Source organism: Aliiroseovarius sp. S1123 (genome assembly GCF_023015885.1).
Taxonomy (GTDB): Bacteria; Pseudomonadota; Alphaproteobacteria; order Rhodobacterales; family Rhodobacteraceae; genus Aliiroseovarius.
In genome coordinates this window covers 485,218-501,956 of record NZ_JALKBE010000002.1, presented here as the reverse complement: position 1 = coordinate 501,956, position 16,739 = coordinate 485,218, and the positions used below count along the sequence as shown (strand labels likewise).

Genomic DNA, 16,739 nt, shown 5'->3' with positions numbered 1-16,739 from the left:
ACCTGAGGAGGGTTCGCCATGTTCTTTCACGAAATCCGCTTCCCGGCCAATCTGAGCTTCGGCTCGGTTGGCGGTCCTGAACGGCGCACCGAAGTCGTGACGCTGGCCAACGGGTTTGAAGAACGCAACACCCCGTGGGAGCATTCCCGCCGCCGCTATGATGCTGGGATCGGGATGCGCTCGCTTGACGATGTCGAGACGCTGATCGCCTTCTTCGAAGCGCGGCGCGGGCAGTTGCATGCGTTTCGCTGGAAGGATTGGTCGGATTTCAAAAGCGGGCTGCCCTCGGCGGATCCCGCGTTCACCGATCAGATCCTGGGCTGGGGTGATGGTGTGAGAACCGAGTTTCAGCTGATCAAGACCTATCGGTCGGGTACGGACACATATGAACGGCCGATCCACAAGCCTATTGAGGGCACCGTGAAGTTGGGCCTGAAGGGTGATCCTCAGATCGAAGGCACGCAGTACAGCGTGGATCTGACAACGGGGATGGTTACGTTCGCGACGGCGCCGGAGGAGGGTGAAGAGGTCACGGCAGGGTTCGAGTTTGATGTGCCGGTCCGGTTTGACACCGACCGGATACACACCTCGGTTGCGTCTTTTCAGGCAGGCGATGCCCCTAACGTTCCCGTGGTCGAGGTACGTGTCTAATGGTGATTTCTACCGAGTTTCAGAACCATTTGGGCGGAGGCGTCACGACCGTTGCGCGGCTGTGGAAGGTCACGCGGCGCGATGGTGAGGTGTATGGCTTCACTGACCACGACTTGGACGTTGAGATGGATGGGTTCATCTATAAAGCCGACACCGGCATGACGGCGCATGCACTGAGCCAGACCACAGGTCTGTCGGTGGATAACACCGAGGCCTTGGGTGTTCTGTCCACGGATGCGATCAGCGAAAAGGACATTCGCGCAGGCCGCTATGACGGGGCCGAGGTCGAAGCCTGGCTGGTCAATTGGCGCGATGTCTCGCAGCGCTTCCTGCGGTTTCGCGGAACGGTCGGAGAGCTGGCCCGCGAGGCGGGTGGCTTCCGGGCCGAGTTGAACGGCTTGAGCGAGGCCATGAACCAGCCGCAGGGGCGGGCGTATCAGTCGCCATGCTCGGCGGTGCTGGGCTATGGGAAGTGCCGGTTCGATCTGGGTCAGACCGGATACTCAGTCGAGCTGGATCTGGTTAGCAATGACGACGAGACAGTGTTCCAGTTCGCAGATATGGCGCTTTACCCCGAGGATTGGTTTGTGCGTGGTCGCTTTACGGTCCTCAGCGGTGACGCCGAAGGTCTCAGCGGGATCATCAAGAATGATGCCAAGGGCGAAAACGGTGCGCGTACCATCGAGCTGTGGGAGGCGCTGCGCGCCGTGATGCAATCCGGGGATCGGGTGCGGCTTGAGGCGGGCTGCGATAAACTGCCCCGCACCTGCCGCAAGAAGTTCAACAATTTTCTGAACTTCCGTGGGTTTCCTGACATCCCTGGCGAGGACTGGCTGATGTCCTATCCGATCCCTTCGGGGCGCAATGATGGCGGCGACGGTCGCGAGACTTTGGACCTTGAAGGTCTGATCTCGGGTGACGTCAACCCGTTCTCACCAGTTACTGGGGGCTGATATGGGGCTGCGACAGGCGGAGATCCTGCAAGAGCTGCAGGAATGGCTTGGGACGCCCTATGTGCATCAAGCCTCGCGAAAAGGGGCAGGGTGTGACTGTCTTGGCTTGGTGCGTGGGGTTTGGCGATCCGTGTTGGGGCAGGAACCTGTCGAGGTGCCGCCCTATACTGCGGATTGGTCCGAAACCGACGGGCAAGAGACCCTGTGGCAGGCGGCACAAGCTCATTTGCTCCCCAAACCCCCGCAAAACCGGCAACCGGGTGACATCCTGCTGTTTCGAATGCGCTCGGATGCGGTGGCCAAGCATCTTGGTTTTGTCAGCCGCATCGGGCCGGCCCCATCCTTTATCCATGCCTATAGCGGGCACGGCGTTGTTGAAAGCCCGCTTTCGACACCTTGGGCGCGTCGCATCGTGGCGTGTTTTGAATTTCCTGAAAGGACAAGCTGATGGCGACGATACTTCTTTCTGCAGTAGGTGCAGCGGCTGGTGCCTCGATTGGCGGCGGCGTTCTGGGGCTGTCATCGGTGGTGATCGGCAAGGCGATCGGCGCTACGATCGGCCAGACCATCGATAATCGTATTCTGGGTGCGGGCTCTGACCCGATTGAAACGGGTCGCGTGGACCGGCTGCGCATGAGCGGTGCGTCGGAAGGTGTGGCGATCCCGATGATCTTCGGGCGTGCGCGTCTGGGCGGGCAGGTGATCTGGTCGACCCGCTTCAAGGAAAACACCACCACAACCGGGGGCGGCAAGGGGCTGGTCAAGCCGCCAGAGCCCGAGGTTACGACCTATAGCTATTCGATCAGCTTGGCCGTTGCGCTTTGTGAAGGTGAAATCACGCGCGTTGGGCGAATTTGGGCTGATGGAAATGAGATCGAGAAAAACGATCTGACGATCCGTGTCTACAAGGGCACCGAGGATCAGTTGCCCGATCCCAAGATCGAAGCCGTCAAAGGGGCAGGGAAAGCGCCGGCCTATCGCGGTGTCGCCTATGTGGTGATTGAAGATCTGGACGTCACCCAGTTCGGAAACCGCGTACCCCAATTCAGTTTCGAGGTCTTCCGCCCAGAGCAGCCCGATCAGGACAATGAGGTCGCGCGCGGTACGCAGGCCGTGGCGTTAATCCCCGGAACGGGGGAATATGCGATGGCGACGTCGAAGGTGCACTATGATGCAGGTCCGGGCGTCAGTGGCGGGTCGAACCTGAACAGCCCGTCTGGCAAAACGGACTTCGTCACCTCGTATCAGCAGATGCGCGAGGAAATGCCCAATTGCCGGAATACAGCCTTGGTCGTGTCGTGGTTTGGCAATGACCTGCGCTGTGGATCATGCCAGATCCAGCCGCGGGTCGAGCAGCACGAGATGGATGGCAAGTCCATGCCGTGGACCGTCAGTGGTGTTGCGCGTGCTCAGGCCGGATTGGTGCCGCGCGACGCGGACGACCGCCCGGTCTATGGCGGCACGCCCTCGGATCAGGCGGTGAAAGAGGCGATCGCTTTTGCGTCGAAGTATAACCGCAAGGCCACCTTTTATCCTTTCATCCTGATGGAGCAGATGGAGGGCAACACGCTGTTTGATCCATGGACGGCTCAGATCGGCCAACCCGCTTTGCCGTGGCGTGGTCGGATCACCACCGTGCTTGCGCCGCATCATCCCGGGTCTCCGGATGGTACGTCGGGCGCAGTGTCTCAGGTCGATGCGTTCTTTGGTAACGCGCAGCCTGGCGACTTTACCGTGACTGACGCAGGCGTGGACTATACCGGCCCGGCCGAGTTCTCGTATCGCCGTTTCATCCTGCACTATGCCCATCTCTGTGCCTCGGCCGGGGGGGTGGATGCCTTCCTGATCGGGTCCGAATTGCGAAGCCTGACCCAGATCCGGGGTCCGGGCAACAGCTTCCCGGTGGTCGAGCAAATGATACAGCTGGTCGACGATGTGCGCGGTATTCTGGGGGCTGAAACCAAGATCTCGTACGCCGCCGATTGGTCGGAGTATTTCGGCTATCAGCCACAGGACGGAACGGGGGACGTGTTCTTTCACCTCGATCCCCTGTGGAGCCATGACGAGATCGACTTTATCGGCATCGACAACTACATGCCTTTGTCCGATTGGCGCGATGGCTTGGACCATGCGGATGCGTCCTATGAGGCGATCTACAACCTCGACTATCTCAAAGCCAATATTGAAGGTGGTGAGGGGTATTCGTGGTACTACAAGACGCCCGAGGCGCGCGATTTGCAGATACGCACACCAATTACCGATGGCGCCCATGGCGAGGACTGGGTCTATCGCTATAAAGACCTGCGCGGCTGGTGGGAAAACTCGCACCATAACCGCGTCGGCGGAGCGCGGGATGTGACGCCGACCGATTGGTTGCCCGGATCGAAGCCCTTTTGGTTCACGGAAATGGGCTGTGCGGCCATCGATAAGGGGACGAACCAACCCAACAAGTTCCTTGATCCCAAGAGCTCGGAAAGTTCTCTGCCGCGCTATTCCAGCGGGCGACGGGATGACCTGATGCAAGCGCAGTACCTGCGCGCCATGTATGACTATTGGGGGAATGGCGCGAACAACCCCCATCACGGCGCTACGGGTGTGCAGATGCTGGATATGAGCCGCGCCCATGTCTGGGCCTGGGACACGCGTCCATTCCCGCAATTCCCCAACCGTAGAGGGTTGTGGAGTGATGGTGCGAACTATGAACGCGGTCACTGGCTGAACGGACGTGCGTCGTCGCGGTCGCTCGCCTCGGTGGTCAGCGAAATCTGCGAGCGCTCGGGTGTGACCCGCTATGACGTGTCCAAGCTCTATGGATTGGTGCGAGGCTACGTGGTGGATCAGATTAGCGGCGCGCGCGCGGCGCTTCAGCCTCTTATGCTTGCCTACGGGTTCGAAGTGTCCGAGCGTGAAGGCGTTCTGATCTTTGCCTCGCGCACAGGACGGCCGGATCATGTTCTGGACCCCAAAAAGATGGCGCTGTCGCCCGAACGCGACACGACGCTTGAGCGCATCCGCGCGCCCGAGGCCGAGATCGCCGGGCGGGTGCGCCTGAACTATATCGAAAGCGGTGGGGACTATGACATCCGCGCGGTCGAGGCGATTTTCCCGGATGAATCCAGCTATGCTGTGTCCACATCCGAGATCCCTTTGATCCTGACCCGTGCCGAGGCCCGCGCCATCACCGAACGCTGGCTGTCCGAAGCCCGTGTCGCGCGTGACAGCGCAAGCTTCGCGCTGCCGCCGTCGGAACTGTCCAAAGGGGCAGGGGATGTCCTGAAGCTGGAAACGGAAGCGGGGACCGAGCATTTCCGTGTCGACCACGTCGAGCACGCAGGTGTCCAGAACATCCGCGCCGTCCGGGTCGAGCCGGGACTGTTCCTGCCGTCTGACAGTGTCGAACCCGCGCCCGCCGTGAAACCCTATGACGCGCCAGCACCGGTCTTCCCACTATTTATGGATCTGCCCTTGCTGACCGGGGATGAGGTGCCTCATGCGCCCCATATTGCGGTCACGGCCGAACCTTGGCCGGGGAATGTCGCAGTCTATCGCTCGGCCAGTGACAATGGCTATCGCCGGATTGACCGGGTTTCGGCACGCTCGATCATTGGTGTCACCGAAACCGAGTTGATGGCCGCGCCCGTCGGCAAGCTGGACCGGGGGGCTGCCTTACGCGTGAAGCTGTCTTCGCCTAACACTCTGTTCTCGGTCTCTACAGATGATCTGTTGAATGGGGCCAATGTGCTGGCGATCGGGGATGGCAGCCCTGAAAACTGGGAGATCCTGCAATTTGCCACAGCGGACCTTGTGGGTGAACAAACCTATGACCTGAGCCTGCGTCTGCGCGGACAGCTTGGGACAGATGCTACTATGCCATCATCGTGGCCGGTCGGTAGTTATGTCGTCGTTCTAGATGGTGCGCAGGAACAGATCCCGTTGCGGTCCGCAGCCCGTGGACTGAACCGTCATTATCGCATCGGTCCCGCGCGAAAAGCCTATACGGATGAAAGCTATGTGCATGTGGTGTACGGCTTCAACGGCATCGGTCTGCGCCCGTATGCGCCCGTGCATCTAACCGCACGTGATGACGGCGGGGATCACCAGTTTAGCTGGATCAGGCGCACACGGATCGACGGGGATCCGTGGAGTGAGACCGAGGTGCCGCTGGGCGAGGTCGACGAACGCTATCGCCTGCGGATCCGTGACGGTGCCACTGTGCTGCGCGAGGTTGATGTCACCAGCCCCAGTTGGAGCTATATCGCGGCGTTGCGCAATGCGGATATGGTGCCCGGCTCCTATACGGTCGAGGTCGCGCAGGTATCCGAGCGCTTCGGGCCGGGGCCATATGAGCAGCTTCAGGTGACGCTCTAAATGCGGCCGGTGTTGCCCGGCGATGCAATGGCGGCGGCCTGTGCGCTTCTGGCGCTTGGGCCGCATCGGCGACCCGGTGCGATGCTGGCGATGCTGCACCGGGCGGACGCGGCGGATCGCTATCGTCGCGCGCTGGGCCGGGTGCATCCGCGTTGGGGCAACGGAAGTCTGGGGTCGGTCGCAATGTCCCTGCCGCGACAGGCCGAACCCTTCCATGATGATCCGGATTTTCTGGATTGTTTGCTAACGGTCTATGCGGCGTTAAAGGCGCGCCATAAGCGCCTTACCCGGCCGCGCAGCTGACGCATCTCGGGGCGGTGGGGTCCAGATCCAACCGCCCTTTCGCAATCTCTTCCCCGCAATCCTCGCAATAGCCGAACTCGTCTTCGCCAATCCGGGCCAAAGCGGCATGGATCCGTTGGCGCTGGGCGGTGCGGCGGGTTTGCGTGGCTTTGGCCATCGCCTGATTTTGCAGCGCATCCATCCGCGACAGCCGCCCGACCGCCTGTTGATCCAGCGTCACCACCTTTTGCCCTTCTGCCCCACGCGCGTCATCAAGGTCCAACTCGGCTAGTTCAGCCAGCAGTCGTTCCTTGAATTTGGCAAGGTCATCTGGGGTCACGGTAAATTCAGGCTCTTTCCTGCTTTGCATTTTTGAAATTCAAGCCTATCTGGTGTATCCTAGCTGTTCAACGCAGGAGTCATCATGGCCGAGAAACGCGCAGTCCTTACCCGGATTGATCCGGTTTGGGATCGGATCACTAACGAAGCCAAGCAAGCTGTGGCCGAAGAGCCGCTTCTGGGCGGTCTGATCGGCGCCTGTGTGCTGCATCACAAAACGCTGGAAAAGGCGCTGTCTTATCGCTTTGCCGCCAAGCTCAGCTCGAACGAGATGAGCATGGTGCTGCTGCGCGAGATCGCGGATGAAGCCTATGACAGCTGCGCCGAGCTGGCCGAGGCCGCCCGCGCCGACATCACCGCCGTTCTGGATCGTGACCCGGCGTGCCACCGCATGTTGCAGCCGGTTTTGTATTTCAAAGGGTTTCAGGCCATGCAGGCCTATCGTCTGGCGCATTACCTGTGGAAGGAAGGGCGCAAGGATCTGTCCTATTTCATCCAGATGCGCTGCTCCGAGGTCTACGGCATCGACATCCATCCCGGCGCCCGTATTGGGCGTGGCATCATGATCGACCACGCGCACTCCATCGTCATTGGCGAAACCGCTGTGGTGGGCGACAACGTCTCAATGCTGCACTCGGTCACGCTGGGCGGAACCGGCAAGGAAGACGAGGATCGCCACCCCAAGATCGGCGACGGCGTACTGATCGGGGCCGGGGCCAAGGTTTTGGGCAACATCAAGGTCGGGGATTGCTCGCGCATTGCGGCGGGCTCTGTGGTTCTGGAAGAAGTTCCCTGCAATGTCACAGTTGCAGGCGTGCCGGCCAGGATTGTTGGCGAAGCCGGATGTGACTGCCCCTCGGTCGAAATGGATCAGACGCTTATCCAATAAGTAGAACCTGCGCCGATGGCTTCATGGGCCGTCGGCGGATTTCCGCAAATTTGCGCTAAATCAATGTGATACCGCAGAAGTTTCATCTATAGGAACCGGGTGATACCCTGGGAGACCTCGAAAATGAAACAAATCTGGCTTGCCACTGTCGTGGCGTTTTCTGCAGTGTTTTTGGTGGCAGTAGCCGGTTAATCGTTGAGTTGACGACCTGAACCACGGGTCCAATCAACACACCGCACAGAGGCAGAAGAACGACCGCTCAGTAGGTCAAAAGACAAAAAGGGCGACGCATCTGCGCCGCCCTTTTGTGTGTCTGGTTTGTGGAAATCAGGCTGAAAGCTGGTCAAAGGCTTCCATAGCGCGGGCGCCGTACATATAGCCGGGGCCACCGCCCATCAGGATCGCGACGGCCACGGTTTCGGCCATTTCTTCGCGGGTCACCCCTGCTTTGATGGCCCCGCGGACGTGGAAGCCGATGCAGTCGTTGCACTGTTTGGCGATGCCGATGGCGATGCACTGCAGCTCTTTGTCTTTGACCGACAGCGCGCCGTCCACCAACGCGGCCCTGTGCATGGCACGGAAGCCGTTGGCGCCGTCCGGGTGCGCTGCAGCAAAGGATTTGGTGTTCTTGGTGGTGTCGTCCAGCAGGGCTTTGAAGTCCATGAAGTCTCTCCGAAATTGAGTGTTCGGAAAAGCAAATGGCCCAAGGCGAGGTGTCCCGCCTTGAGCCATGTCAATAAATTCGAAATTGCGAATGCTTATGCCAGCATCGACATCGGATTTTCCAGATTGTCGACGATTGCTTGCAGCAGGTTTGCCCCCACAGCACCATCGATCACACGGTGATCGACAGACATGGTGACGCTCATCACCGTGGCAACAGTCAGTTCACCATCCGCGCCCACAACGGGTTTCTTCACGCCCGAGCCGACGGCCAGAATGCCGGCATGCGGCGGGTTCACGATGGCGTCGAAATTGTCGATGCCAAACATGCCAAGGTTCGAGATCGCAAAGCTGCCGCCCTGATACTCGGTCGGGGCCAGCTTGCGCTCGCGGGCACGCGACGCCAGATCTTTCATCTGGGTCGAGAGGCTGGACAGCGATTTCTGGTCGGCGTCGCGCAGAACAGGAGTGAACAACCCGCCCTCGATCGCGACAGCAACTGCCACGTCCGAGGCTTTCATCTGCAACACACGGTCGCCCGCCCAGACGGCGTTGGCTTCCGGCACGGCTTGCAGCGCGTTGGCGACAGCCTTGATGATGAAGTCATTGACCGACAGTTTCACACCACGGGCTTCCAGCTGCTTGTTCAGCTGGCTACGGAAGGCCAGAAGAGCGTCCAGCTTGATGTCGCGACGCAGATAGAAATGCGGGATGGTCTGCTTTGCTTCCGACAGGCGGGCGGCAATGGTCTTGCGCATCCCGTCGAGGGTGATTTCCTCGTACGCGCGGTCCTGATACATAGCAGCCACCATATCGGCCGAGGGACCGGTGGGCGCAGCTGCTGCCGCAGGTGCTGCAGCCGGAGCCGCCGCAGGGGCGGCTTTCGGGGCAGCGGTGGCATTTTCCACATCCGCCTTAACGATCCGGCCTTTCGGGCCCGAACCAGTGATCTGTGTCAGGTCCAGACCCTTGTCTGCCGCAATGCGACGCGCCAGAGGAGACGCGAAAATGCGTGTTCCATCAGCAGCTTGCGGCGCAGCGGCTGCCGGTGCAGCAGCAGGTGCCGCTGCCTCAACCGCCGCTGGGGCGGCCTCAGCCTCGGCAGCAGCAGGCGCTGCGGGTGCGCTTGTGGCGATGTCGTCCGCGCTTTCGCCTTCTTCGAGCAAAACAGCGATGGCGGTGTTCACTTTCACGCCTTCGGTGCCTTCAGCGATCAGGATTTTGCCGATGATGCCTTCATCAACGGCTTCGAACTCCATCGTCGCCTTGTCGGTTTCGATTTCAGCCAGAAGGTCACCCGAGGCGACCTCGTCACCTTCTTTGACCAGCCATTTGGCCAGCGTGCCTTCCTCCATCGTGGGGGACAGGGCGGGCATCAGAATTTCGGTTGCCATGTCTCGGTCTCCTTAACGATAGGTCACAGCTTTGGCGGCTTCGATCACCTCGGCAGTGGTCACAAGCGCCAGTTTTTCAAGGTTCGCCGCATAGGGCATCGGAACATCCTTGCCCGTCAGGTTGATCACCGGCGCGTCCAGATAATCGAACGCGCGTTCCATGATCTGGGCGGTAATGTGGTTGCCGATGGACGCCACAGGCCAGCCTTCTTCCACCGTGATGCAGCGGTTGGTCTTCTGGACCGAGCGGATCACCGTGTCGTAATCAATCGGGCGCAGGGTGCGCAGGTCGATCACCTCGGCCGAGATGCCGTCTTCAGCCAGCTTATCCGCGGCTTCCAGCGCGTATTTCATGCCGATGCCGAAGCTGACGATGGTCACGTCCGAGCCTTCACGCCAAATGCGCGCTTTGCCGAATGGGATGGCGTAGTCGTCCATCACCGGAACTTCGAAGCTTTGACCGTAGAGAAGCTCGTTTTCCAGGAATACAACGGGGGTCTCTTCGCGGATCGCAGTTTTCATCAAACCTTTGGCATCCGCTGCCGAATAGGGCATCGCCACGTAAAGGCCGGGGATCTGCGCGTACCATGCGGCGTAGTCTTGCGAGTGCTGCGCGCCCACGCGGGCGGCTGCGCCGTTGGGGCCGCGGAAGACGATCGGGCAGGTCATTTGACCGCCCGACATATAGCGGGTCTTGGCGGCGGTGTTGATGATGTGGTCAATCGCCTGCATCGCGAAGTTGAAGGTCATGAACTCGACAATCGGTTTCAGACCGCCCATCGCGGCACCCGTGGCCAGACCGGCAAAGCCGTGCTCGGTGATCGGCGTGTCGATCACGCGCTTGGCGCCGAATTCGTCCAACAGACCTTGGCTGACCTTATAGGCGCCTTGGTATTCTGCGACCTCTTCCCCCATCAGGAAGACGGAGTTGTCGGCACGCATTTCTTCGGCCATCGCGTCGCGCAGTGCTTCGCGCACGGTGGTAAGGCGCATTTCGGTGCCTTCCGGGATTTCCGGGTCGGACAGATCTTCCGATACGATGGGCTGAGCTGCCAGAGGGGCTGCCGCCGGAGCCGCTGCTGCAGGGGCTTCCGCTGCCGGGGCAGGGGTCGACGCCACATCATCGGCGCTTTCGCCTTCTTCGATCAGCACGGCGATCGGGGTGTTCACCTTCACACCTTCAGTGCCTTCAGCGATCAGGATCTTGCCGATGATACCTTCATCAACGGCTTCAAATTCCATCGTCGCTTTGTCGGTTTCAATCTCGGCAAGGATGTCGCCCGATGCGACCTCGTCACCTTCTTTAACCAGCCATTTGGCCAGCGTGCCTTCCTCCATCGTCGGGGACAGGGCGGGCATCAGTACTTCAATAGCCATATCTTCTCTCCTCTGTCCGGATCAGGCGTAAATATCTGTCCACAGCTCTTCGAGCGCAGGCTCGGGGCTGGTTTTCGAGAATTCGGCGGCGTCGTTCACGACGGCCTTGATCTCTTTATCGATGGCCTTCAGGTCATCCTCAGAGGCATGTTTTCCCTGCAGCAGAAGCTCGCGCACATGCTCGATGGCGTCGCGTTCTTCACGGACTTTCTGTACCTCTTCGCGGGTGCGGTACTTGGCCGGATCCGACATCGAGTGACCGCGGTAGCGATAGGTTTTCATTTCCAGAATGTAGGGGCCTTTGCCCGAACGGCAGTGCGCGGTCGCGCGTTCGCCCGCTTCTTTCACGGCCAGAACATCCATGCCGTCCACCGCTTCGCCCGGAATGCCGAACGATGCGCCGCGGGTATAGATGTCAGGGGTCGAGCTGGCACGCTGCAGCGAGGTGCCCATGGCATACTGGTTGTTCTCGATCACATAGATGACCGGAAGTTCCCACAGCGAGGCCATGTTGAAGCTTTCGTAGACCTGACCTTGGTTTGCAGCACCATCACCGAAATAGGCGAAGGTGACGCCGCCATTATCCAGATACTTGTCTGCAAAGGCGAGGCCCGTTCCGATCGGCACCTGAGCGCCAACGATCCCGTGGCCGCCGTAGAAATGCTTCTCTTTCGAGAACATGTGCATCGAGCCGCCTTTGCCGCGCGAATAGCCGCCTTCGCGGCCTGTCAGTTCGGCCATGACGCCTTTCGGGTCCATGCCGCAGGCCAGCATGTGGCCGTGGTCGCGATAGGATGTCAGGCGTTTGTCACCTTCCTTCGCGGCGGCTTCCAAACCCACAACAACGGCTTCTTGGCCGATGTAAAGGTGGCAGAATCCGCCGATCAGGCCCATGCCGTACAGCTGGCCCGACTTTTCTTCGAATCGACGGATCAGAAGCATCTCGCGGTAGTATTCGAGAAGCTCTTCTTTGGATGTGTTTGATTTAGCGGTCTTTTTCGGAGCGCTTTTCCGAGCTGCCATGCGGCGTCCTCCTCCTGGCGTCATCTGGCTTTAGATAATAGTTTAGTGTTAAACTATCTTATACAGACTTCATCCCTGCCGGTCGACAAAAACTTGCATAACCTTGCGCGGGGCAGGGTTGCGTCAGACGCAAAGCTTGCGTTTGCACATGATTTCTAAGGAGAATATGCGCGCTGTTTAGCGCAGAACGACCTCGTCCGCGCGGACAACACCCAGCACATTGCGGGCTTGTTCGTCCAGAAGATCCAGATCCAGATAATCGTCGGACAGGCGTTTGGTACGATTGCGCAGATCAGCGATCTGAGCCGAGAGCGCATCGCGCTCATTTAAAAGCGCATGCGTCTCGGCCTCGATCTGTACGCGCCGGAACAATCCATAGTCGCCCTGCACACTGGCAAAGGTAAAGTATAAGCCAAGGCCAACGACCCCGACAAAGTAGACCACTCCACCAATTCCAGTTTGTGCGCGAGGTGCGCCCATAGGTTTCCCGCCTGTATGTACTGCCTCTTGCCCACCTCTTTTCGGGCGGTGCACAAGAACTATGCCATAGGTGATTCGGCTTGTGAATCCCAAAAACGAATCGGTTGGAAAGTTTTTTCAGGCGCCAAAGAAAAACGGCCCGCAAAACCGCGAGCCGTTTCAAAATGCAATCAAAGCAGAGGCTTATCCAGCAACGGATGCCTGATAGATGCTGTCGATCGTGTCGGCGATGGTGGCGTTGAATTCATCGTCCGATTGCTGTGCCGACAGGCCTTCGGTCAACGCACGCGAGAAGCTGGCGATCATGCCGGTGTTCTGCGACAGGCGGGTGTTGGCTTCCTCGCGCGAGTACCCACCCGACAGGGCCACAACCGACGCCACGCGCGGGTGATTGACCAGCGATTTATAGTGGTTGGCAGCTTCCGGCAGGGTCAGCTTCAGCATTACGGTCTGATCATCCGACAGCGCGTCCAGCTGGGCAGTCAGCTCGGCCAGCAGGATGTCTTCCGCAGCTGCCTTGTCCGCGATCGAGATCGTGACTTCGGGCTCGATGATCGGCACAAGGCCGTGACCGATGATTTGCTTGCCCACTTCGAACTGCTGGGCGACGATGGCCTTGATGCCCTCTGCGTTGGCGGCATTGATGACCGAGCGCATCTTGGTGCCGAAAACGCCAGCTTTCACAGCGCGTTCGCACAGCGCGTCCAGTTCCGGCATCGGTTTCATTACCTGAACGCCGTTCTCTTCATCGGCAAGACCCTTGTCCACCTTCAGGAAGGGCACGACGCCGCGCTCGTCCCACATATATGTGGCGGTTGGCTTACCGTCGATCTGACGGTCCATGGTCATCTCGAACAGAATCGCGCCGACGACTTTCTCGCCGGTGAAGGCAGGCGCCTGCGCAATACGCGAGCGCATGGCGTGGATCAGGTCATACATCTCGGCATCGCCCGAGTATGCGTCTTCTTCGATGCCATAAAGGCGCAAAGCTTTCGGGGTCGATCCGCCCGACTGGTCCAGTGCTGCGATGAAGCCCTGACCGGCTTTGATCTTGTCCATTTGTGCTTGGTTCGGCATGTCGATCCCACGTGTGAATAAAGGTCTAAATTACCCCGTTCATAGGCGAGGGGACGGCAGCATGCAATTCTGCTGGCGCTAACAAATGCACGTAGGAAGGGGTGAGGGGCAAGGTTGGACGAAACGGATATGGACCTTGCTCCCCAGCCGCGGGCGCGAAGGGAACTTGGACGGCGCAGGGGAACTGTCGCCGACACGCGCCGGTGCGTTCGCAAATGCGTGGGTTACTTGGTCAGGATCAACTTTCCGGCGCGGGTGATGGTCAGGGTATAGACCATGTCGTTCAGGACGATGCGCGCGGTCTTGCCGCTTTGTGTCAGATCAAGCGCGTCATGTTCGGGCGGAGCGGTCCGCAGTGCGGTTTCAAATACGGCGCTGGTGATGGGGGCGGTCATGTGCGGTCTCCTTCAAGGACGGTCTCGATCCACGCGGCCAGAGCTTTCAGGCCGGGGACAAAGGGGACAGGGTTTGGAATGTCGGTGCGGGCGGTCAGGCACCCGCTGCGAAAGTCAGTCATGTGTCGCGCTCCTGATGGTGTGGGACGGGTGTGCCCCTCAGGTCTCCGGCTGATCGCAGGGTGTGCGACTGGCTGATAGGTAATACCTATAAAAATAGTCAGGTATTAGTCAAGCGGGAATTGCGCAACTAAAAACGCCCCACACATTTCTGCGCAGGGCGTTGATAAAATGATGTTTTCGTGGCTTGGCTTAACCCAGAGCTGCGACACCCGGCAGTTCCTTGCCTTCCATCCACTCAAGGAATGCGCCGCCTGCGGTCGAGATATAGGTGAAGCGCGCGGCGGCGCCCGCCTTGTTCAGGGCGGCCACGGTGTCACCGCCTCCGGCAACTGAGGTCAGGGTGTCCGCGTCGGATAGTTCTGCTGCTTTCAGGGCCGCGGCGTTGGTGGCCGCGTCAAACGGCTCGATCTCGAAAGCGCCAAGGGGGCCGTTCCAGATCAGCGTGTTGGCCTGTTCGAAGACGTCCGAGATCTTGGCAACCGACGCGGGGCCAGCGTCCAGGATCATCGCATCCGACGGGCAGGCGTCGGCAGCAACAGTTTCGTTGGCGGCGTTCGCGGCGAATTCGCGGGCGACAACGACGTCCGTAGGCAAGATGATCTCGCAGCCTGCGGCCTGCGCCTTGGTCAGGATCTCTAGCGCCGTATCGGTCATGTCATGCTCGGCCAGCGATTTGCCCACGTCGATACCCTGCGCTGCAAGGAAGGTGTTGGCCATGCCGCCGCCGATGACCAGATGGTCGACCTTGGCCACCAGATTGCCCAGAAGGTCCAGCTTGGTCGAGACTTTGGCACCGCCCACCACGGCAACAACTGGGCGCACGGGTTCGCCTAGGGCGGCTTCCAGTGCAGACAATTCGGCCTGCATCAAGCGGCCCGCGCAGGACGGCAGAAGACGCGCAACGCCCTCGGTCGAGCCATGGGCACGGTGTGCAGCCGAAAACGCGTCATTGCAGTAGACATCGCCCAGAGCAGCCAGAGCGGCCGCAAATGCGGGGTCGTTTTTGGGCTCTGCCGCGTGATAGCGGGTGTTTTCCAAAAGCAGAACCTCGCCGGCCTTCAACTCGGACACAGCCTGTTTTGCAGGCAGGCCGATGCAGTCATCGGCAAATTTCACCGGGCTTCCAAGGGCCGCTTCAAGGGCAGGGCGCACGACGGACAGGCTCATGTCCGGGACGCGTTCGCCCTTGGGACGGCCGAAATGCGCCAGCAGAACCGGCTTGCCGCCAGCGGCCAGAATATCATGGATGGTGGGCAGGATGCGCTGGATGCGGGTGTCGTCGGTCACCACACCATCTTTCACCGGCACGTTGATGTCTACGCGGGTCAGAACGGTTTTGCCGTTCAGGTCCATCTCGTCGAGTGTCTTCCAGGCCATCGGTCCCTCCTTCAGGTATCGGGCAGGTGTCGGGCGTGTTGCACACCAAAAGCGTGCGCGGGTCAACAGGCGTGGCGAAAAGAAGCCCGTCTGCCCTTCCATCTTTTCGCCCGCGTGCTTAGTTTGGCGCCAACGAAACACATAAAGTCTGAAGGAGGCCCCGATGGCCGAATATAAAGATCCCGAAAACACCATCCTGATGGAGCTGAAAGACGGCACCGTGGTGATCGAGTTGCTGCCCGACGTTGCCCCCAAACATGCCGAGCGCATGAAAGAACTGGCCCGCTCGGGCGAGTATGACGGCGTAGTTTTCCACCGCGTGATCGACGGCTTCATGGCCCAAACCGGCGACGTGAAGAACGGCAAAGACGCGACCATGCTGCGTTACGCTGGCACCGGTGGCTCGGACCTGCCTGATCTGCCGGCAGAGTTCTCGAAACTGCCGCATGACCGTGGCACGCTGGGTGCGGCCCGTTCGCAGAACCCGAACTCGGCCAATAGCCAGTTCTTCATCAACTTCAGCGACAACCACTTCCTGAACGGTCAGTACACGGTCTATGGCCGCGTGACCTCGGGCATGGAGCATGTCGACGCCATCACCCGTGGCGAGCCGCCTGCAAGCCCGGACATGATGGTTTCGGTCAAGGTTGCTGCAGATGTCTGACGGCAACTACACATCTCGGGACAGACGCACATTTATTGTGGCGTTCCTGGCCGGGGTGGCTTTGGTTGTGGGCTATGGGATCTACACGCTCTGGCCGTCCGCCCCGCCCGAGCTTGATCCGGTCGTGATCGGTGACGCCCCGAAGGTGGAAATTACCGTCGAAGGCGAATCCAATGGCGTGATCGAGATCACCCTGCGCCCCGATCTGGCCCCCGAACATGTCGAACGGATCATCACGCTGGCCAACGAAGGCGCCTATGACAATGTGGTCTTCCACCGTGTCATCGATGGCTTCATGGCCCAGACCGGTGACGTTGAATTCGGCAAGGCCGACGGCAATGGTGGTCGCGCAGGCATGGGCGGATCGCCCTATCCCGATCTGAAGGCAGAGTTCACGGACGAGCCCTATCTGGCTGGAACCGTGGGCATGGCGCGCTCGCAAAGCCCGAACTCGGCCAACAGTCAGTTCTTCATCATGTTCGCCCCCGGCGATTTCCTGAATGGGAAATACACGGTCGTCGGTCATGTGACAGGTGGCTTTGACGTGGTGCAGGCGATCAAGCGCGGCGAAGGCCCGAACGGGTCGGTACTGGGCAAGCCGGATGTCATGACCACGATGCGCGTTGTGGAATAAGCCGCGCGCACGAACGCTCAAACCCTCGTGAGGGGGGCTATGGGGCCGCT

18 protein-coding genes are annotated in these 16,739 nt (G+C 60.0%); 8 read left to right on the top strand and 10 right to left on the bottom strand.

Features of this window, described 5'->3' with window-relative positions:
* Positions 1 to 18 precede the first annotated feature (18 nt).
* Genes MWU53_RS05865 through MWU53_RS05845 form a run of 5 tightly spaced genes read left to right on the top strand, consistent with a single transcriptional unit; the run spans position 19 to position 6,275 of the window.
* The gene (locus MWU53_RS05865; protein ID WP_247091366.1) at positions 19 to 651 is read left to right on the top strand and encodes a DUF2460 domain-containing protein; all 633 of its coding nucleotides are present in this window, start codon (positions 19 to 21) and stop codon (positions 649 to 651) included.
* Positions 651 to 1,604: a DUF2163 domain-containing protein gene (locus MWU53_RS05860; protein WP_247091364.1), complete on the top strand. Its 954-nt coding sequence runs from the start codon at positions 651 to 653 to the stop codon at positions 1,602 to 1,604. Before MWU53_RS05865 ends, MWU53_RS05860 begins: the two co-directional genes overlap by 1 nt.
* A 1-nt stretch (position 1,605) precedes the next feature.
* A complete protein-coding gene (locus tag MWU53_RS05855; RefSeq protein WP_247091362.1) occupies positions 1,606 to 2,052 on the top strand; it encodes an NlpC/P60 family protein in 447 nt (148 codons plus the stop codon).
* Positions 2,052 to 5,972, top strand: a complete 3,921-nt coding sequence (locus tag MWU53_RS05850; protein ID WP_247091360.1) for a glycoside hydrolase/phage tail family protein — start codon at positions 2,052 to 2,054, stop codon at positions 5,970 to 5,972. The genes MWU53_RS05855 and MWU53_RS05850 overlap by 1 nt, the downstream gene beginning before the upstream one ends.
* Positions 5,973 to 6,275 carry a hypothetical protein gene (locus MWU53_RS05845; protein WP_247091358.1) on the top strand — a complete coding sequence of 101 codons (303 nt, stop codon included), beginning with the start codon at positions 5,973 to 5,975 and terminating at the stop codon, positions 6,273 to 6,275. It begins immediately after the preceding gene.
* Here MWU53_RS05845 and MWU53_RS05840 read toward each other — a convergent pair.
* Positions 6,256 to 6,624, bottom strand: a complete 369-nt coding sequence (locus tag MWU53_RS05840) for a TraR/DksA C4-type zinc finger protein (protein WP_247091356.1) — start codon at positions 6,622 to 6,624, stop codon at positions 6,256 to 6,258. The two genes, MWU53_RS05845 and MWU53_RS05840, sit on opposite strands and share 20 nt — an antisense overlap.
* 54 nt (positions 6,625 to 6,678) lie before the next feature.
* Here MWU53_RS05840 and cysE point away from each other — a divergent pair, with 54 nt between their 5' ends.
* The gene (cysE, locus tag MWU53_RS05835) at positions 6,679 to 7,482 is read left to right on the top strand and encodes a serine O-acetyltransferase (protein ID WP_247091354.1); all 804 of its coding nucleotides are present in this window, start codon (positions 6,679 to 6,681) and stop codon (positions 7,480 to 7,482) included.
* A 327-nt stretch (positions 7,483 to 7,809) separates the two neighbouring features.
* On the opposite strand, the gene MWU53_RS05830 is transcribed toward cysE, so the two are convergent.
* From MWU53_RS05830 to MWU53_RS05795, 9 genes are all read right to left on the bottom strand, one after another.
* Positions 7,810 to 8,145 carry a carboxymuconolactone decarboxylase family protein gene (locus MWU53_RS05830; RefSeq protein WP_247091352.1) on the bottom strand — a complete coding sequence of 112 codons (336 nt, stop codon included), beginning with the start codon at positions 8,143 to 8,145 and terminating at the stop codon, positions 7,810 to 7,812.
* 95 nt (positions 8,146 to 8,240) lie between these two features.
* A complete protein-coding gene (locus MWU53_RS05825) occupies positions 8,241 to 9,539 on the bottom strand; it encodes a pyruvate dehydrogenase complex dihydrolipoamide acetyltransferase (RefSeq protein ID WP_247091350.1) in 1,299 nt (432 codons plus the stop codon).
* A 12-nt stretch (positions 9,540 to 9,551) separates the two neighbouring features.
* Positions 9,552 to 10,916 (bottom strand): pyruvate dehydrogenase complex E1 component subunit beta, encoded by a 1,365-nt coding sequence (locus MWU53_RS05820; protein WP_247091348.1) that lies wholly within the window; start codon positions 10,914 to 10,916, stop codon positions 9,552 to 9,554.
* 21 nt (positions 10,917 to 10,937) lie between these two features.
* A complete protein-coding gene (gene pdhA / locus MWU53_RS05815) occupies positions 10,938 to 11,939 on the bottom strand; it encodes a pyruvate dehydrogenase (acetyl-transferring) E1 component subunit alpha (RefSeq protein WP_247091347.1) in 1,002 nt (333 codons plus the stop codon).
* Between the two features lie 177 nt (positions 11,940 to 12,116).
* Positions 12,117 to 12,419, bottom strand: a complete 303-nt coding sequence (locus tag MWU53_RS05810) for a septum formation initiator family protein (protein WP_247091346.1) — start codon at positions 12,417 to 12,419, stop codon at positions 12,117 to 12,119.
* Positions 12,420 to 12,602: 183 nt separating this feature from the next.
* Entirely contained in the window at positions 12,603 to 13,496 is an 894-nt protein-coding gene (locus MWU53_RS05805; RefSeq protein ID WP_247091344.1) for a fructose bisphosphate aldolase, read from the bottom strand.
* 224 nt (positions 13,497 to 13,720) lie between these two features.
* Positions 13,721 to 13,891 carry a hemin uptake protein HemP gene (gene hemP, locus MWU53_RS05800; protein ID WP_163035553.1) on the bottom strand — a complete coding sequence of 57 codons (171 nt, stop codon included), beginning with the start codon at positions 13,889 to 13,891 and terminating at the stop codon, positions 13,721 to 13,723.
* Complete coding sequence (locus MWU53_RS15930) at positions 13,888 to 14,013, bottom strand: hypothetical protein (RefSeq protein WP_281501308.1); 126 nt, start codon at positions 14,011 to 14,013, stop codon at positions 13,888 to 13,890. Before MWU53_RS15930 ends, hemP begins: the two co-directional genes overlap by 4 nt.
* A gap of 190 nt (positions 14,014 to 14,203) precedes the next feature.
* A complete protein-coding gene (locus MWU53_RS05795) occupies positions 14,204 to 15,391 on the bottom strand; it encodes a phosphoglycerate kinase (protein WP_247091342.1) in 1,188 nt (395 codons plus the stop codon).
* Between the two features lie 163 nt (positions 15,392 to 15,554).
* Here MWU53_RS05795 and MWU53_RS05790 point away from each other — a divergent pair, with 163 nt between their 5' ends.
* A complete protein-coding gene (locus MWU53_RS05790) occupies positions 15,555 to 16,055 on the top strand; it encodes a peptidylprolyl isomerase (RefSeq protein WP_247091340.1) in 501 nt (166 codons plus the stop codon).
* Complete coding sequence (locus tag MWU53_RS05785; protein WP_247091339.1) at positions 16,048 to 16,689, top strand: peptidylprolyl isomerase; 642 nt, start codon at positions 16,048 to 16,050, stop codon at positions 16,687 to 16,689. Before MWU53_RS05790 ends, MWU53_RS05785 begins: the two co-directional genes overlap by 8 nt.
* Positions 16,690 to 16,739: the final 50 nt, after the last annotated feature.

What these genes read in the sequence shown, in the direction of transcription:
- MWU53_RS05785 (WP_247091339.1), top strand. Translation starts at nt 16,048, where the DNA reads ATGTCTGACGGCAACTACACATCTCGGGACAGACGCACATTTATTGTG.
- MWU53_RS05865 (WP_247091366.1), top strand. Translation starts at nt 19, where the DNA reads ATGTTCTTTCACGAAATCCGCTTCCCGGCCAATCTGAGCTTCGGCTCG.
- MWU53_RS05825 (WP_247091350.1), bottom strand. Translation starts at nt 9,539, where the DNA reads ATGGCAACCGAAATTCTGATGCCCGCCCTGTCCCCCACGATGGAGGAA.
- MWU53_RS05860 (WP_247091364.1), top strand. Translation starts at nt 651, where the DNA reads ATGGTGATTTCTACCGAGTTTCAGAACCATTTGGGCGGAGGCGTCACG.
- MWU53_RS05850 (WP_247091360.1), top strand. Translation starts at nt 2,052, where the DNA reads ATGGCGACGATACTTCTTTCTGCAGTAGGTGCAGCGGCTGGTGCCTCG.
- MWU53_RS05790 (WP_247091340.1), top strand. Translation starts at nt 15,555, where the DNA reads ATGGCCGAATATAAAGATCCCGAAAACACCATCCTGATGGAGCTGAAA.
- MWU53_RS05810 (WP_247091346.1), bottom strand. Translation starts at nt 12,419, where the DNA reads ATGGGCGCACCTCGCGCACAAACTGGAATTGGTGGAGTGGTCTACTTT.
- MWU53_RS05820 (WP_247091348.1), bottom strand. Translation starts at nt 10,916, where the DNA reads ATGGCTATTGAAGTACTGATGCCCGCCCTGTCCCCGACGATGGAGGAA.
- MWU53_RS05795 (WP_247091342.1), bottom strand. Translation starts at nt 15,391, where the DNA reads ATGGCCTGGAAGACACTCGACGAGATGGACCTGAACGGCAAAACCGTT.
- MWU53_RS05855 (WP_247091362.1), top strand. Translation starts at nt 1,606, where the DNA reads ATGGGGCTGCGACAGGCGGAGATCCTGCAAGAGCTGCAGGAATGGCTT.
- pdhA (WP_247091347.1), bottom strand. Translation starts at nt 11,939, where the DNA reads ATGGCAGCTCGGAAAAGCGCTCCGAAAAAGACCGCTAAATCAAACACA.
- MWU53_RS05830 (WP_247091352.1), bottom strand. Translation starts at nt 8,145, where the DNA reads ATGGACTTCAAAGCCCTGCTGGACGACACCACCAAGAACACCAAATCC.
- hemP (WP_163035553.1), bottom strand. Translation starts at nt 13,891, where the DNA reads ATGACCGCCCCCATCACCAGCGCCGTATTTGAAACCGCACTGCGGACC.
- MWU53_RS05805 (WP_247091344.1), bottom strand. Translation starts at nt 13,496, where the DNA reads ATGCCGAACCAAGCACAAATGGACAAGATCAAAGCCGGTCAGGGCTTC.
- MWU53_RS05840 (WP_247091356.1), bottom strand. Translation starts at nt 6,624, where the DNA reads ATGCAAAGCAGGAAAGAGCCTGAATTTACCGTGACCCCAGATGACCTT.
- cysE (WP_247091354.1), top strand. Translation starts at nt 6,679, where the DNA reads ATGGCCGAGAAACGCGCAGTCCTTACCCGGATTGATCCGGTTTGGGAT.
- MWU53_RS05845 (WP_247091358.1), top strand. Translation starts at nt 5,973, where the DNA reads ATGCGGCCGGTGTTGCCCGGCGATGCAATGGCGGCGGCCTGTGCGCTT.
- MWU53_RS15930 (WP_281501308.1), bottom strand. Translation starts at nt 14,013, where the DNA reads ATGACTGACTTTCGCAGCGGGTGCCTGACCGCCCGCACCGACATTCCA.